Annotated in this window: 14 protein-coding genes and 2 tRNA genes; 5 read left to right on the plus strand and 11 right to left on the minus strand. The window is 44.3% G+C overall.

All coding sequences use genetic code 11. The features are described 5' to 3' along the window. Positions 1-140 precede the first annotated feature (140 nt). Complete coding sequence (locus tag RGU72_RS11615) at positions 141-3,257, minus strand: efflux RND transporter permease subunit (protein ID WP_322119883.1); 3,117 nt, start codon at positions 3,255-3,257, stop codon at positions 141-143. 3 nt (positions 3,258-3,260) lie between these two features. After that, positions 3,261-4,550, minus strand: a complete 1,290-nt coding sequence (locus tag RGU72_RS11620; RefSeq protein ID WP_322119884.1) for an efflux RND transporter periplasmic adaptor subunit — start codon at positions 4,548-4,550, stop codon at positions 3,261-3,263. A gap of 748 nt (positions 4,551-5,298) precedes the next feature. Between RGU72_RS11620 and RGU72_RS11625 the strand changes: the two genes are divergently transcribed. The 4 genes from RGU72_RS11625 to RGU72_RS11640 all read left to right on the plus strand — a co-directional run bounded on the left by RGU72_RS11625 (position 5,299) and on the right by RGU72_RS11640 (position 8,334). After that, positions 5,299-5,835: a DUF2726 domain-containing protein gene (locus RGU72_RS11625; RefSeq protein ID WP_322119885.1), complete on the plus strand. Its 537-nt coding sequence runs from the start codon at positions 5,299-5,301 to the stop codon at positions 5,833-5,835. A 448-nt stretch (positions 5,836-6,283) separates the two neighbouring features. Next, positions 6,284-7,069 (plus strand): head GIN domain-containing protein, encoded by a 786-nt coding sequence (locus RGU72_RS11630; protein ID WP_322119886.1) that lies wholly within the window; start codon positions 6,284-6,286, stop codon positions 7,067-7,069. A gap of 87 nt (positions 7,070-7,156) precedes the next feature. Further along, positions 7,157-7,666: a DUF1993 domain-containing protein gene (locus RGU72_RS11635; protein ID WP_322119887.1), complete on the plus strand. Its 510-nt coding sequence runs from the start codon at positions 7,157-7,159 to the stop codon at positions 7,664-7,666. 53 nt (positions 7,667-7,719) lie between these two features. Next, the gene (locus tag RGU72_RS11640) at positions 7,720-8,334 is read left to right on the plus strand and encodes an alpha-ketoglutarate-dependent dioxygenase AlkB family protein (RefSeq protein ID WP_322119888.1); all 615 of its coding nucleotides are present in this window, start codon (positions 7,720-7,722) and stop codon (positions 8,332-8,334) included. A 343-nt stretch (positions 8,335-8,677) separates the two neighbouring features. Here the strand turns inward: RGU72_RS11640 and RGU72_RS11645 are convergent, their stop codons facing one another. Continuing rightward, entirely contained in the window at positions 8,678-9,253 is a 576-nt protein-coding gene (locus RGU72_RS11645) for a hypothetical protein (RefSeq protein ID WP_322119889.1), read from the minus strand. A gap of 257 nt (positions 9,254-9,510) precedes the next feature. On the opposite strand from RGU72_RS11645, the gene RGU72_RS11650 reads away from it, so the two are divergent. Beyond that, a complete protein-coding gene (locus tag RGU72_RS11650; protein ID WP_322119890.1) occupies positions 9,511-10,059 on the plus strand; it encodes a GNAT family protein in 549 nt (182 codons plus the stop codon). Here the strand turns inward: RGU72_RS11650 and RGU72_RS11655 are convergent. From RGU72_RS11655 to RGU72_RS11690, 8 genes are all read right to left on the minus strand, one after another. Beyond that, complete coding sequence (locus RGU72_RS11655; RefSeq protein WP_322119891.1) at positions 10,056-11,513, minus strand: Ppx/GppA phosphatase family protein; 1,458 nt, start codon at positions 11,511-11,513, stop codon at positions 10,056-10,058. The genes RGU72_RS11650 and RGU72_RS11655 overlap by 4 nt on opposite strands. A 320-nt stretch (positions 11,514-11,833) precedes the next feature. Continuing rightward, a complete protein-coding gene (locus RGU72_RS11660; protein ID WP_322119892.1) occupies positions 11,834-12,727 on the minus strand; it encodes an SAM-dependent methyltransferase in 894 nt (297 codons plus the stop codon). Positions 12,728-12,925: 198 nt separating this feature from the next. Then, positions 12,926-13,001: transfer RNA gene (locus RGU72_RS11665), tRNA-Lys, on the minus strand. Between the two features lie 113 nt (positions 13,002-13,114). Further along, positions 13,115-13,190: transfer RNA gene (locus RGU72_RS11670), tRNA-Lys, on the minus strand. A 91-nt stretch (positions 13,191-13,281) separates the two neighbouring features. Continuing rightward, positions 13,282-14,052 (minus strand): tol-pal system protein YbgF, encoded by a 771-nt coding sequence (ybgF, locus tag RGU72_RS11675; protein WP_416200120.1) that lies wholly within the window; start codon positions 14,050-14,052, stop codon positions 13,282-13,284. A 186-nt stretch (positions 14,053-14,238) separates the two neighbouring features. After that, positions 14,239-14,778: a peptidoglycan-associated lipoprotein Pal gene (gene pal / locus RGU72_RS11680; protein WP_322119893.1), complete on the minus strand. Its 540-nt coding sequence runs from the start codon at positions 14,776-14,778 to the stop codon at positions 14,239-14,241. Positions 14,779-14,843: 65 nt separating this feature from the next. After that, the gene (tolB, locus tag RGU72_RS11685) at positions 14,844-16,082 is read right to left on the minus strand and encodes a Tol-Pal system beta propeller repeat protein TolB (protein WP_322119894.1); all 1,239 of its coding nucleotides are present in this window, start codon (positions 16,080-16,082) and stop codon (positions 14,844-14,846) included. A gap of 34 nt (positions 16,083-16,116) precedes the next feature. Then, positions 16,117-17,055: a cell envelope integrity protein TolA gene (locus RGU72_RS11690; protein ID WP_322119895.1), complete on the minus strand. Its 939-nt coding sequence runs from the start codon at positions 17,053-17,055 to the stop codon at positions 16,117-16,119. Positions 17,056-17,295 lie beyond the last annotated feature (240 nt).

Genomic DNA, 17,295 nt, shown 5'->3' on the forward strand with positions numbered 1-17,295 from the left:
ACGTCCTCTAAACAACCTTTGCGGTGCAGCAAATTAATTCTGTTTCCAAATCAAATGCACGTGCCAAATAATAGCCGTCGGGTTCACTTGGGTATAGAAATTGAACAAGGACATGATTATTGCAAAGCGATAATTCCTGGTCAAGCCGGATCAGTCGATAAAGTTGTAACAGTTTCTTTACTACCTCTACCCAAGTAAGCAGATGCTCGCCGCCCCCATTTATCCAGATAAGTATAAGTAATAGGTACAACTAATAGGGTAAGCAACGTGGAGGTGATAATCCCCCCTATAACTGCTCTGCCCATAGGTGCCTGCGACTCAGCACCATCACTCAAACCTATTGCCATCGGCAACATACCAAAAATCATTGCCAGTGTGGTCATCAGAATTGGTCGTAAGCGAACCTGACCTGCGGCCAAAATTGCGTCGTACTGTGACATCCCTTGTCGTTGCGACTGATTAATAAAATCGACCAACAAAATCGCATTTTTGGTCACTAAACCCATCAGCATAATGAAACCAATAATCGAGAAAATATTCAAGGTACTGCCGGTAATCAGCAACGCAAACAATACACCAATTAAGGAAAATGGTAAGGATGTCATAATCGCCAACGGCTGTAAGAAACTCCCAAACTGAGATGCCAAAATCAGGTAAATAAAAATAACTGCAATTCCCAATGCGGCCAAAGCAGAATTAAAAGAATCTTGCATCTCTTTAGTCTGTCCACCTACGTCAAACCGATAACCAGGTGGCAGTTCGATTTTTTTAACCAATTCTTGCACCTCAGTTCCAACGTCGCCAGCCGCACGGCCTTCTACATTGGCATATATAGCGGCGCGACGTTGCAAATCTTGACGCTTAATAACACGCGGGCTGGTACCAGGGATAAATTGGACTACTTGACGTAAAGGCACCATGATCGGTTTGCCGTTTGCGTCAATCCGGCTGCTGGCAAGCGATAGATCACCGAGATCAGAAATTTTTTGCCGTCCCGATTTTGGTAACTGCACATTGATTTCATAATTTTGCCCATCGGGAGCAAGCCATTGACCTATCGTGTCCCCGGCAACAAAAGGTCGTAAAGCTGATCCAATTTGTTGTACCGACAAACCCAGATCATTTGCCAGTTCATTATTCACTTTTACTAATACGGTAGGATTGGCACCAGTCAAACTGCTCTCTAAATCAGCAATTCCTTTGATCGCGCCAATCTTCAGCATTATCTGATCAATCACACCCTGCAATTTATCCGCATCCGGCCCCAAAATCGCTACATAAATTGGCTTGTTAAACCCTACGCCAAGCTCGATTCCCGGCACAGATTTCAAACGTTGACGTATCATTGATTCAATTTCTTTCTGCAGCTTACGATGACTAATCCGAGGTTCCGTCAACTTAAGATTAATCTGTGCCGTATTGCGCTCACCATCGACACCAACGCTTGTGGTCATTGTGACGATTTCTGGCATCAGTTTTAGTATTGCCTCGACCTGTATAGTTTTTTCATTGGTATAGATCAGGCTAGAGCCAACAGGTGTTTTGAGATTCAGTGAAATCTGGCTATTGTCAGTTTCGGGAGCGAATTCAGAACCGATAAACGGTAGCAAGAAAAAACTACCGATAAATAAACTGAAAGCTAACGCCAAAGTGGTTTTACGTTTGCGCAATACCAGTTGTAATACTCGGCCATATAAATGATGTAGCTTATCAATGCCGTGTTCGATGTTTTCCATTATCCGTTCTAGCCAGGGCAAACGTTTAAACCGTCCCTCTGCCGGATCATGCCAAACGGACGACAGCATTGGATCGAGTGTAAAACTCACGAATAAAGAAACCAATACCGCAACAGTCACGGTAATACCAAATTGAAAGAAATAGCGGCCAATCATGCCTTTCATAAATGCGACTGGTACAAAGACAGCGACAATAGCAAAAGTCGTCGCCATCACGGCAAGACCGATTTCATTCGTGCCGTCTTCTGCTGCTTTTTTATGTCCTTTACCCATTCCCAGATGACGGACAATATTCTCTCGGACCACAATCGCGTCATCAATCAACAAGCCAATACAAAGTGACAAGGCCATCAAGGTCAAAAAATTCAGCGTAAAACCAAAAGCCTTTAACGCGATAAAAGTAGCGATAACCGAGATAGGCAAAGTCAAGCCGGTGATGACCGTACTGCGCCATGAATGTAAAAATAAAAATACGATTAGTATCGTTAAAGCAGCACCTTCAAGTATGGTTTCCTTAACACCACTTAAAGATTGTTTGACGCTATCCGCATTGTTGTAGTTGACATTAATGATGACGTCTTTTGGTAGACGACTACGCAGATCTGCAATCGCATCAATAATCCCGTCGCCAACTTCTACAATATTGGCATCCTGAATTTTTGTGACCGAGATGCTGATTGCGCGTACTCCATTGACCCGTGAGATAGAAAATTCCTCGCGCTCACCGTCTTGAATATCCGCGACTTGCTCCAGATACACTGGGGCATTAGCTCGACGTGCGACAATAATTTTATTGAAGCCGCGTGGATCAGTGATCTTAGCTTCTAACCGGACTAATTGATCGTTAGCCCCTTGCGTGATCAAGCCAGCCGGAATGTTTTGATTGGTTACCTGGATCGCAGTCAACACTTCATTCACGCCGACATTGTTCGCCGCCATCCGATCCGGGCTCAACTTAACCTGCACCTGACGCACCACCGCACCGCGCACATCTACCCGCCCTACTCCAGGTACGCTTTGTATTTTTTTAGAAATGACTTGATCTGTTAATGTCGATAATTCTCGTAAGCTTCTGGTGGGCGAACTAACTGACATTTCAACAACGGGACTTTCGTTACCGTCACTGCCGCCACGCACGATAAATGGGTCTTTAACATCTTTAGGAAAGCTTGGTCGAATCTGGGCAATCTTATCCCGCACTTCTTGTAGCACTTTGTCTGGATTGACCGATAGTTGAAATTCTACCCAAAGAGTGGCGCGGCCTTCAAACGAACTGGCTAAAATTCGCTTAACACCGCTGACGGTATTGACTACGCTTTCAACTGGTTTGGTGATGTCGTTTTCGACAATTTCTGGCGAAGCGCCAGGATATTGAACTTGAATCGAGACACCAACAGACTGCACATCCGGCATCTGCTCCAGACCCAGACCTTGATACGAAAAAAGTCCCAGAACGACGAGCGCCACCATCATCATGGTCGCAAAAACAGGATTTTGAATACTGACTTTGGTGATCCACATGGCTTAGCCTTTGGATTTAGGGGAAGTCGCTAAAGTGGCGGCTACCGCGGAAGCAGGTGCTAAATCTGGTGCCAAATTTGTGATCTCAGCAGAGTTTGCAGTTTTTGGCAACAGGATTTTACTACCTGGCTTAATACTATCTAACTTGGCAGAAATAACCTGAACACCTGGCTCTAGCCCCTGCAACACTTGCACCAAGCCTTCATCCTCACTACGCAAACCCAGCTTAACGGCTTGTTGCTGAACTTGATTCCCTACTATTTTATAGACTACGTCGCTACCATTCTGCTGACGGATCGCGGCCAATGGCATGACAGGGTAAGAAGTAGTTTTTTCTAAAGTGAGATTACCTTTGGCAAACATGCCCCCTCGCAAAGCGCCATCGGCATTATCGACCTCTACATACACCAGCATCGAACGTGAACCAGCCTCGGCAGATGGATTAATACGCGCTACTTTTCCAATAAAAGAGCGAGTACCGAATCCATCGACGGCAAAGCTCACATTTTGACCAATCTTGACACGTGGAATCTCACTCGCAGGTACTTGGGCCTCTAAAATTAACTGCGCCAGATTGACGATATTAAATAAGGCGGTATCAGGCGATACTTTGTCGCCAGCTTGCACGCTACGCTTACTGATGATGCCATCGACTGGCGATTTAATTTGTGTATCCGCCACGGCAATCTGCGCTACTTCTCGCTGCGACAAGGCAGACTTCAAACTGGCATGTGCTAAATCCAAACTACTTTGAGTAGTATCAAACGCGTTTTGTGAGATATAACTTTGTTTTAGTAAAGCTTCATTAGAGTGTCGGTTTTTTTGCGCTAACGCCAAACGTGCTTGTGCCTCATCTACTGCCGCATCTTGTATGCTCAAACGCGCATGCAAATCAGCGCCATCAAAACGCGCAATGATTTGACCTTTTCGTACCGGCATACCCTCTTGCACCAATGTCTCATGTACCTCGGCTGCCACCTTTGACCGCACAGTGACTTGGCTTACAGGCATGAGAGATCCTGAAATCGGCAAATTCACCATCAGGGAACGGGTAGTGATTTTGGTCACATCAACAGGCGCCAACTCATAAATAACTTCTTTTTTTGTATCGGCATTACCCAAGGATTTGGCATTTTTCGAAATATCTTTTGCATACATCATCCAACCACCACCGATAGCAACCACTAAGAACAAGCCTGCTAATGGCATACGCCAGCGTGTCAATTGAGAGGGTTGCTGGGGTGACAAAATGTTGACGCTGTTCCCACTATTAGCACTATTATCTATTTTCATGATCTGATCTTTTATTACCCGGACATCAATTACTGAAGCAGGTATTTTTATTGGAAGGACAAAGACACTTTTGACACTGCGAAGAACTGCTCTTGTTTTTTATAATGGCTGTCTACCTTGCTCAGACTCTTGGTATTAAAATAAGTTCGCAATGCTCCAAGTAATATATAAAAACTCTTTAGTCGAACTGCCGCATTAGCTACTAAATACAAGAATGCCAAGCCAAATCATGATTTTTAACCATTACTATTAGGACTTATGCAAAAGGCAGACCTTTCACAATTGGAACACAGAGGCAAATAGAAAATTGAGAGGACAGCGAATCAGAGCTTTCTCTGTCTTTGTTTTCCCACATGTCTTTGTGGTGAGATGTTTTAAGTTTTTTCATCCGATGCACTAGTTCAAGCACAATCACAGCAAATAGTTTCCGTTTTGCGTAAATCCACATTAATTTGAAAACACACCCGTTATAAAAATAGTTAGACGACTTAGTGTTTGTTGCATTAATGCAATTGCTTGTACGACAACCGACGTGTCTCAACTTGCTATACTTAAAAATAAAGGTCAAAATGACAAACGGTGCGACCTTTGTTACAACACCTAATGTAATCTAAGTATTTAATTAAGCTCATACAGGGTTTGGTTGGGTATTTCGGTTCATCAGCTTTAATCAAATACACACTGTAGATTGGAGATCGCCTGATGTTTTCTTTTCCGTTCAAAAAAAACAAAAGCACTTCTACTGCTTATGAAAAAAAGTTTTTTTGATAAAGAACAGCAAATAATTTTTAGGCGTTTGCGGCGCGCATTACCTAACTGCTACATCTTCCCCAAAGTAGATTTAATCGCTCTGCTGAAACCAATTAATGTCGATTCAAAAGCAAAACGAGCCGAGCAAGTCGATCTGGAAGGTCGCAAAATCGACTTTGCTATTTTCGACTCGTACATGCATCTGCTTTGCGTGATTGAATTGAATTCAGAAGTAGGGGAAGACGGCAAATATTTGACCAACACCTCATATTTTAAAACCGCTGGCATCAAAACTATACGCTGGGAACGTCGCGCATTACCTTTGTATGAACAAATTCTGCGCACTGTAGCGCCATTCTCTGCACTTACCGCGCCAAAACCCGATATTGCTCCAAGCACGGTAGCACGAGCGCAATTAGTGACTGCATCGCAAAGTCGAGACACAGTGCAACAAATTTATGCATCACATCTCATCCCTAGCAACATCGTAGCCTTGTCTATTCATGACATTGAAAAATTAACGCCACAACAATAAATACGAAATGCGTACCCTCACATCTGGCAACGCATCAGCTTATTTTGTAATGAACCTATGCATTTAAAACGTTATCTAGGGTCGCTGGTAATCCAAGGTCCGAGTGAAAATAGAATAGGATTTCCAAATGAAATCCTGGTTGAAATTGCAGCCATCCAGACAGCGAACGAAAAGCATTTAGAAAAATCTTCGCCGAGAACAACCTGGGATACCTTCTTCGTCAATAATTGTTTTTTTTAATCGGATGTAAGAATTACATTTCAGTCTATCACCACAAACGACGCTTTACCCTGCCGGAAACACACTCTATCGCAAATCGCTAGTACCACCCTTAGCACAAGATCATACTGCGAGTAGCTCGCCGGACATAATCTCTTAAGGTCTGTTAAAGAATAACCGCGAGATAAATTATTAGCCAATACTAGCCTTCCACTTTTAAGGAAACAGCATGAACATGACTCGTTTTGCAAAGCGCGTTTTCACCATCAGCCTGACATTAAGCGCACTCGCTATAGTGGCTCAACCAAAAACCGCCTTAGCATCTGGCTGGAACTTGCAGTGGAGTTCAGACAAAAGTATTGCAGGCTCAGGAAAATTACAACAAGAAAACCGCGCTGCGAGCCATTTCAACGCGATCAGCATTAGCCTGCCTGCAGAGATAGAACTGCAGCAAGGCAATGCGGAGGGAATCTCAATTGAAACCGACGATAACTTGCTGACCTTAATTGAAACGACAGTTGAAAACGGTACGCTAAAAGTCCGCACCTTAGAAAAGGAAGTCCATCTGGACACACGTAGCCTGAAAATAATTATCAAACTAAAGCAAATTGATGATTTAGAAGTAGCTGGCTCTGGCTCGCTAAGATCAAGCCGCCTGCAAGCCGACAAATTGCGTGTCACAATCGGTGGCTCTGGCACTGTTAAATTACAAGGTCTGAGTGCCGAATCACTATTGTTAACCATCGGCGGTAGTGGTAGTTTCAAAATTGCAGGTAACGCTAATACGACTTCAATGGCTATTGGTGGTTCTGGCTCCATGGATGGCTCTGCGTTAAAAACCAATGATGCCAAAGTCAGTATTGGCGGCTCTGGCAAAGTCTCTGTTGCTACCAGAGATAATCTCAAAGTCAGTATCGGAGGCTCTGGTACGGTTAATTATTATGGTAATCCGCAAGTCAGCAAATCGATAGGCGGATCAGGCAGCGTCGTCAGACTCGGCGATTTTCCTTCATAAGCAATAGTAATCTGAGTAATACGCATCAGGCAGGAACTCACTATAATCTGGGTAGATGTACCACTCACCTGTCAACGAGGAGATTCTATGACTATTTCTATGTATGCCGCCTCCGTCCCTGTCTTTCGCCAAATGCTCAATAGCCTGAGCGATGTATTGAGTAAAGCAGAAGCCCATGCCACGGCAAAAAATATCGATCCTGCTGCGCTGTTGCAATCACGTCTGTTCCCTGACATGTTGCCATTCACGCGTCAAATACAAATCGCTGCGGATTTTGCTAAAAGTGTTCCTGCACGCCTTGCAGGCATTGAAGTGCCTGCCTATGAGGACAATGAACAAACTTTTGCCGACCTGCAAGCGCGTATCGCTAAAACCTTGGCACTGCTAGATTCATTAACGCCAGCTCAGTTTGACGGTAGCGAAGAATTAGAGATCGTATTGCGCCCCGGTACACCAAAAGAGAAAAAACTGAGTGGCCAAAACTATCTGCTGTCATATGGTTTGCCACAGTTTTTTTTCCACGTAACGACCGCCTACTCGCTACTACGTCACAACGGAATTGAAATTGGTAAAAAAGACTACATGGGTAATTTCTAAGTTGTCTTTTTAGCGCTAATTTAAGAATCAAGTTTTATTACATGCCAGCCGCTATGTCTGATCTTTTTTCTGCCTCCACTACCTTGGAACAGATATCGATTATTGATGGTGAGCTGGCATTTGCACATCAATTTTACTCATCAGAAATTGCCAGGGAACTTTATACAAGTTTGCTGGCAGAAACGCCATGGCGTCAGGATTTAATCGCTGTTTGGGGTAAGACCTATTTGCAACCACGACTCACTGCATGGTACGGCGACGTTGCCAGCAGCTATAACTACTCAGGGATTGCACTTGCGCCCCAGCCATGGACCGCCACATTATTAAAGATAAAAAGTCAGGTCGAAGCGCTAACCCTGAACCGATATAACAGCGTGTTACTTAACTTATACCGGGATCAGCAAGATAGCGTAGGCTGGCATTCAGATAACGAGCCGGAGCTAGGGCATAAGCCAGCAATTGCCTCTGTCAGCGTTGGTGAAAGTCGTATTTTTAAGCTCAGGCATAAGAGCAAACCAGAACAAAAAATCCGTAACATTGAATTAAATAGCGGCAGCATTTTGCTCATGGCAGGGAGCTTGCAACAGCATTGGGAGCATGCAGTTTTGAAAGAAACCAGACCACATCAACCGAGAATTAATCTTACCTTCAGAAATATCCAAAATTAATCCTCCAATGATTATGCGGTCTTCAAGCCAATATCACGCTGCAAGCCGCATAATCCCTCGAAATTATAAAAAATTATACAGACTCAGCAATTAAATATATCGATTAAATTCGGTTCTCACTTGGTCGCTCCTGCGAAAGATAAAGCAGGGAACTCGATCTGTATTCAGCTCACCTGCGCTACGATAGTTAAAACGGCCGTAGTAGTCCAGCGTCTTTAGGTGATTAACAACGCCACTAGATTCTTGCTAAAGATGCACAGGAATGAGTTATATCTTGTTGGACATTCTTTCATTATTTGATTGAAAGATTTTTAGAAACTCCACAAATATTTCAATACAAAATTTATTCGCCAATTGGTACGTTCTGGCCCATACCACCCTGACCACCGCCAGATCCGCCTTTGCCGCGACGACCGCCACTGGCTTTAGGCAAATCGCTACGCGAGCCATGATCCTTCGTTTGGTCTTCTACCCGGTTCAACTGATCCATTAATAAATCGACGACCATATCTCGCTGCTTGTCATCCAAAGCGTCGTACATGGTTAGCCAAAGTTCTCTTAATTGCTGATTCTCTTGCAGAGATATAACCTCATCCTGATCCATTGATTTCGTGAGATCACGAAGTTCTGTGTTCTTTTTTTCTAAACTGGCTTTAACAGCATCTTGTATTGCCCGGCGGCGTAGTTCTCGTATTCTAAAAATATTACGTACCTTGCTTTCGGTTTGTTGCCAAAGCAATTGCTGATTGGGATTCAGATTCACATTCTTTTTAAATTCCGTCAAAATAGGTAAAGCATCTTCCGCACGAAAATCAGCTACCGGAATCGCCTTCGCAGGCATCGTGGCAGTAAAACTAAGCATCAACGAGAGCGTAAGCAAAATAGATTTAATTCTATGTCGCGGAAATTGTATGGGCATAATTTCTCCAATTAGAGCAAGGTAGCTGAAATGTCAGGACAAAATATCTGGGCCAAAAAAAAGCTACACCATGTAGGCGTAGCTCTAAACCACTTCGGGAGTGGGATCAAGAAAAGTACATAAAACATGATTAATATAATCTTCCACACACCTTTGTCATGTGACTATTACAAATTATTACTGAATGGTGTTCAGACGATACATTGTGTTAAACAACACTAAACAATATCTAATGATCCAGATGAAAGGTTGCAAGCATGAATTTCCAACCACGCATCAGTTTTCCTGTACTACAGAGCAAGCGCTTTGTATTGAGAAAAATTGTTCAGTCGGATATTGGTAATATTTTTAAGGGCTTATCGCATCCTAAAGTCATCGCCTACTATGGCATCTCATACGATAGCCTGGTGGCGACACAAGAACAGATAGACTGGTATCGACGGATTGAGCAAGAAGAAAGTGGTATCTGGTGGGCGATCTGTCCACAAGCCACACCAGATCAGCTAATCGGCGCGTGTGGTTTTTACGAATTAGATACAGAAAATCAAAACGCAGATCTTGGTTATTGGTTGCATCCGGATTATTGGCGTCAGGCAGTCATGCATGAGTGTTTGTCGATAATTTTGCACTATGGTTTTCAGCAACTGCGCTTACACCGGATTGAAGCTGAGGTAGAACCAGAGAACAAAGCTAGCAGCCAGCTTTTACAAAAATTAGGTTTCGCATTAGAAGGCAGGCGCCGGGAAGTTGCCTGGAAAAATAATCGATTTTTCGATATGGAATATTACGCAATATTGGCAGCTTAAATATTCGCCTTAACGATAAACTCCACGCCCACTTCGCGCCAAAATTCGATTTCTTTTTGCAGCCAAAAAGCAACTGTCGGATGTAAAGTCACCCAGTCTTGTCGAATTTCCAGCTCGATTTTACTCTTCATTTTTAAACTAAAATCAGCGTAATCGAGCTCTATCCGTGAATGCATAAAAGTGACAGAGAGACGCAATGCAAGCACGGCTTTAGCAAAATCCAAGTCGGCAAAGCTGTCACTGATTTTTCTCAGATTACCTTTTTGACTCAAAATTAATTTACTCATTACACGCTGTTCGCGGGTAGTGAAACCGGCCATATCAGCGTTCTCTATCATGTATGCGCCGTGCTTATGATAGCCGGTATGCGATATCGCCATACCGACCTCATGCAACATAGCACTCCAGTGTAAATGCCGGATATAGGTATCCGTTGCCGGTTTTAATTGTGCATACAAAGAACGTACCATATCGGCTACCCGACTAGCGCGTGTGGCATCAACATAGAACATGGTGGCGACGTTATGCACGGCTTGCTCACGCCGGTCACGCTTGGTCGCACGCAGGTATAAATCCCACATCACCCCCATGCGCAAACCTGCTTCTATTGGTTGCAATACAGTGATACTAAATTCTTGCAACAAGGCGATCAAGATCGCAAGTCCGCCAACCACCATGGCGACACGCTCGGGTTTAATACCCGTTAATTCTAGCTGACTCACCTGCCCACATTGGACGCAGTATTGTTTTAACGTTATCAGGCTTTTGAGCGTAATACTACCGTCACCTAAGTTGTTTTTTGCGATTGCATCAGAGATCGCCCGTATCGTGCCCGAGGAGCCATAAGCATTGCGCCAATGCTCAGGCTGATATGGCGGTGCGGCATCCTCAAACATCGATCGTGCTGACAGAACAGCGGCTTCAAATCCTGCTTCAGTGATTCTACCTTGCGGGAAAAAAGTACTGCTGTGCTTCACCGTACCAATACTAAAAGACTCCACCTTAACCACCTCATGGCCGCGACCAAGTATCACTTCGGTAGAGCCACCACCGATATCCAGCGCTAACCGGCGCTCGCCTGGAATAGCAATCGAGTTGGAAACGCCCATATAAATCAGACGTCCCTCTTCTTCACCAGAAATAATATCGATCGGATAACCAATAGCCGCTTCCGCTGCGGGCATAAAATCGGCACTATTTTTTGCGATGCGTATGGTGTTGGTTGCTACTACGCGGACGGCATCTAGCGGGTAGCTATCTAAGATTTGTTTAAAGCGCGCGAGACACGCAATCGCGCTTTGTATTGCTGCAGGTGACAGATTTCCTTGCTGATCCAGGCCAGCCGCTAGACGAATAGGATCGCGGGCACTTTTGACAACGCGAATCACATCACCCTCATGACGACCTATGTGCAAGCGAAAACTGTTAGAACCAAGATCGACTGCAGCGAACATACGGTAATTCTCCAAACGATTTTTTGATAACGATGAAAATCTAAATTCTCAATTGGGCAACTAGGTTCAAAAACTTTATCAGGACTTACGCAAAATTGCCCTAGCAAGGTCTAGCGGCGAAGATAGTCTCCAGTACAGCTAGGAGCTACAACGCAGCTAGGGCGGTTTTGCTTAAGCCTTATTTATAAGATAAATGATATTAATAATTTTTTGTGACGTGCTAGTGACTTCGGTGTAAATCACCAAATTACATGTCAATTAGTGTGTCATTTTCCTATCTTTAAATTGCATTTAAAACTAACGCACGACGAATGTTGAAATTAGCGTGGCGTAAAAAACCGCTCCTGCATAGATTCTAAGCCGGTAGTCTTCAGCACCTCAGCCAAGCGTTCCGCAGGACGTTTAGCCGGTAAGCCTTTGTACTCAGCAATGATCAGTTCGTTCTTCATTGAATGCTCCCAACCAACTAGCTCGGTTACTCTAACCTGATAGCCATGCGCTTCTAATTGCAGACACCGTAGCACGTTAGTGATCTGGCTACCAAATTCACGCGTATGAATCGGGTGGCGCCACATCTCTGATAAAGGATTATCACGCACAGCATCACCCTTATGTTTGCGCAGCTCTGCCGCCACTTCTGCCTGACAGCAAGGCACTAACACCATAAATTTTGCCTTCTTTTTTAATGCAAATTGAATCGCATCATCCGTCGCCGTATTACAAGCATGCAGCGCAGTAACAATATCAATTTGATCGGGCAACTGGGCAGAAGTAATGGAGTCAGCGACAGATAAATTTAAGAATGACATACCAGGAAAATCTAGTCTGGTGGCCAGCTCGACAGACTTTTGTACTAATTCATCACGAGTCTCTATGCCGTAAATACGGGACTGATTTTGACTTGCCGTCGCTTTAAAAAACAGGTCATACAAAATAAAACCAAGATACGATTTACCAGCACCATGATCGACCAGAGTGAGGTCGCTATGATCTTCGCGTAATTGCTGCAACAAGGGCTCGATAAATTGGTACAGATGATAGACCTGCTTTAACTTGCGCCGACTATCTTGATTCATCTTGCCGTCACGCGTGAGGATGTGCAATTCTTTGAGTAATTCTATCGATTGTCCTGGGCGAATTTCATGATGCTGCTCTGGTTTTGGCTCTGATTTTTGTTCCGTTTTGAGCTTGCCGCTATTCTGTTTTTGCTTCATCAGACGTCCTTTACTGAATTACGGAATAATTCTATTTGATGCGATTTTCAAATCATGATTGTCGCTTACGATTCGGTGAACACATGATTTAAAAATAGGATAAGTGTGCGTGGCGATGCATCAAGTATAGACACTTCTCGTCGCCGAAAAACAAAAAGGACTCAAGCTTTCACCTGAGTCCTTTTATTCTTAAAACTTTGGTAGGCCGTGCGGGATTCGAACCTGCGACCAACGGATTAAAAGTCCGCTGCTCTACCAGCTGAGCTAACGACCCAAAGACTTGCGCTTTATAACCAAAACATGAATGCGGGAAAAACTACCGGACACCAAAATGAATGTTTATAAATAAAAAAGACTTAGATTTTCATCTAAGTCTTCCGAATTTCGTGGTAGGCCGTGCGGGATTCGAACCTGCGACCAACGGATTAAAAGTCCGCTGCTCTACCAGCTGAGCTAACGACCCGAAAGAACGAAATTATAGTATGTTCCAATACCGCTGTCAACGAGCTTGCTGGATTTTTTCCAGCGAAGCAGTATTCTCTCGGGAGTTAGTCTTATTTTGTGGCGGCCAAGCGACTCTTTGCTGCCTGTGCGGCTTCAGTTTCCGGGTACTGTGCAATCACTGCCTCCAGCGTTTTTTTGCTTCCTGATTTGTCTTTTAATTCCAGCTGACAAGCAGAGATATTCAACATTGCATCCGGTGCTTTTGGATGATCAGGATAATTTCTAACTAAAACCTGCAGAGATGAAATCGTATTCTTGCAATCGCGCTGTGCATACCAGGAATTACCCAACCAATATTGCGCAGATCCGGCAAAAGCGGATTGCGGATAGTTGACATTGAAGGCTGTAAATGCAGCACTTGCATTTTTGTAATCGCCTGCTTTAAATAAAGATAAAGCTGCGTCATAGGCACGTTGCTCATTGATTTCTACCGTCGCCTCTTTGCCATCGACCGTCATTTTCTTTGGCTCTAGTTTGCGAACACGGTTGTCCAGATCGACATAAAAGTCTTGCTGGCGGCGCTGAGTATTTGCTAAATCATTGGTCAGCACTTCTATCTGTCCGCGCAATTTTGCGATCTCTGACCGCAATTGCTCATTTTGATTCGCCAGATCAAGCGCACTACTTTTATCGGCTTTGGTATCTAACTTCGTATCGAGCTTGTTACTTACTTCATCCACTTTGGAACGCAAATCTAAAATTGCTTTACGTGCTTCATCATCATCAAAGATGCCCGCCGCTGCAACTGATGGCAGCATTGGTGTCAACATCATGGCGAAGGCAACCGAGCGCGCTGTTTTAGAGAAAGTAAAAAATTTCATGGGAAGAGTTCAATAAGAATTGATCTTGAAGTGATCCAGCATGCTGGAGGACAAAGAAGGGAACATCATTCGAAGCTTGTCGCTATCGAAGCGTCTCTCAAAATACAGATTGCAGCAATCATTATGTTTAGCGGCAATCTGTATTAATGAGGATAACTTAATACGTATTCAATACGTATTGAATACTTACTGGTAGACGATATCAGAACGGCGGTTTTCTGCCCATGAAGCCTCGTCGCTACCCGTTGCTTTTGGCTTCTCTTTACCTAAAGAAACCGCCTCTACTTGGGCTTCTGGCACACCTAACAAAGCCAGAGCTTTACGCACTGCTTCTGCACGTTTTTGTCCCAAAGCCAGATTGTATTCACGACCACCGCGTTCATCCGTATTACCTTGGATTAAAATTTTACGAGCTTTATTGCCGACCAGGTATTTAGCATGGGCTTCGACTAAAGATTTGAACTCATCTTTAACCACATAGCTATCATAGTCAAAATACACACTACGTTTCGCCAACACGCCTTGCGGGTCGTTTAAAGGGTCAACAGAAACGACTTCAACTGGTTTAACAGTGCGGGTGTTGTCTTCTACTGGTTTATTCATTGCAGACTTATCTTCGACGACAGGTGGCTTCTCGTCCAATTTAACTGGCGTACTACAAGCTGAGATAAGAGCGACGCTGGTCAACAGCAAAGCCAGAGTTTTAGAATTAATTGCTGAGCGCATGTATTTCTCCTTTTTTTAAAAACTAAATAAAGCAAATGAATTAAACAGACTTCAAAATTTGACCGTTACTTCATAAAAGGTCCCCATGTGGGTTCCCGAACATCTCCAGCTTGCAAGGTCAATTTTTGCTTCACTCTGCCGTCGACCGATACTACCGCCAATGTGCCGCGACGACCAGACTCAGTAGCGTACATAATATATTTGCCGTTAGGCGAAAAGCTTGGTGATTCATCTTTAACGGTATCCGATAAGCGCTGTTCTTGGCCGCTGGCAATATCTAGTGAATACAACTGGAATTTGCCATCACGGCGAGAAATATACGCCAGTGTTTTCCCATCAGGTGAAATCCTCGGTGTGATGTTATAGCTGCCATTAAATGTGACACGCTTTGCCTCACCGCCAGTCACGCCCATGCGATAAATTTGAGGTCCGCCGCTACGGTCGCTTAGGAAATAAATGCTTTGTCCATCCGCAGAAAATTGTGGCTCAGTGTCTATGCCGCTGGTTTGAGTCAGGCGCTGCAAACCAGTGCCATTGGCGTTGACGGTATATACCTGAGTCAAGCCATCGCGCGACAAGGCTATCGCTAATTTATTACCGTCCGGTGACCATGCAGGTGCTGAGTTGCTGCCTTTGTAGTTGGCAATCACTGTGCGTTCGCGCGTGATCAGATTTTGCACGTAAATGACGGGCTTCTTAGCCTCAAACGACACGTAAGCGACCTTGGTGCCATCAGGTGACCAGGCGGGTGAAATGATGGGTTCATTCGAGCGCAGCGCGACTTGTGTGCCGTCTCCATCTGCATCGGCAACTTCCAGACGATATTCCTTACCGGACTTGGTCACATAAGCAATACGGGTTGAGAATACGCCACGCACGCCGATTAATTTTTCATAAATATCATCGGCGATTTTGTGCGCAGTCACCCTGGTATTCGCTGAGGACGTTGCAATGGCAAGGCCAGATAATGTGGATGACTTAATCGTATCTAATAATTTGTAACGCACATCAAAACGACCATCGCTGAGTTTTTGCACGCTGCCAACGACTAAGGCTTCGGCTCCGCGTGATTTCCAGTCATCGAAATTGACGGCGGTCGTCTCGGTAATAACGCTACCAGTATCAATAATTTTGAAATAACCGCTGCGGGTTAAATCGTCTTTGACGATAGAAGTGATTTGCTGCGGTGTCAGAGCCTCATCCGCAAAGCTCGCAATCGCAACCGGGATTTGGGTGGAACCAACGCCAGATACCTCGACCCTAAGCTGAGCCTGCACCACACTGGTTATCAATAATGTGCTCACTGAGAACACTTTAATCAAGGAAACTATCTTCAATTTACTCTTTCATTTTATAACTGAGGACAATACTGGTAGGGACATCGCCAGATTTATCACGTGGGAAAGGTGCTGACTTTTCTATCCCTTTTTCTACCGCTTCATCAAAACCAGGTGCGCCGGAAGATTTTAATTTACGTACCGGACCACGCAAAGAACCATCTGGTAACAAATCAATTCTATATTCTACTGTGGGGTTGGTATTGGAATTATCAACTGCGTTGAATACCGTATTTTGTCTTACCTTGGAAGCAATACGGGCTGCATAACTTGGATCGCCACGATTATTGCCGGTAGATTTAGGCGCATCGCCCGTACCACCGGTACCCATGACTGCCGCTTGCCCATTCAGACGGCGCATATTTTCTTCAAAAACCTTATCGCGGGCGGCTTGTTCTTTATTTTGCTGCGTTTTTGATTGCGCTTTGGAATCGGCTAGTTTTTTCTTCTCGGCTTCATCGGCAAGCAATTTATCGGCTTTCTTTTTTTCTTCCGCCAGCTTTTCTTTGGCTTTTTTGAGTGCCAGTTCTTGCTCTTGCTTGAGCTTTGCTTCTTGCAACTCAGCTTTTTTCTGATCTTCTATTTTCTTTTTCTCAACTAGCAGACGCTTTTTTTCTTGGGCTAACGCGATCTCGGGATCGACCACCGGCTCGTCTTTAACGACTGGCGTTGGTGCCACTGGCGGCGCAATTTTCTCAGGCTCTGGCTGTACTTCTTCTTCCGGAATCGGCTTCGGAGCTGCTTGCCTGGTGGTCATATCCCAAACCTCTGCTTCCACCGCAGTAGTTTCTTTATTTTGCCATTGAACGCCTACCCACAAAAAGGCGATCAATACGACGTGCACCAAAGCAGCCAGGGTAAAAGAGCGCCACTGACCAGCCTCACGGGGGAAATCACGAGTTGAAGAATGCGTAGGGACGTTCGGAGAAAATTCTTTCATGACTTTATATGATGCTTCTATCGCTGCTTAGTTCCGTTTATTTTCCGTCTAAAAGCTGGCTGAGGCCGTTTCTCTTTAGAAAAATATACGATGAATAAAATTATAATCGGCATTCCGATCCAAACCGATTCAAATCATCTTTGCTGGTTTAACAAAGAAGTCCTATCAAATCGGCACTAAAAACATACGGTTCAATTCTCATTTCTGGCAAGTTTAAAGAAGAGAAAGTAAATATACTCC

The sequence above is a fragment of the Undibacterium sp. 5I1 genome, from assembly GCF_034314085.1.
Classification (GTDB): domain Bacteria; phylum Pseudomonadota; class Gammaproteobacteria; order Burkholderiales; family Burkholderiaceae_D; genus Undibacterium.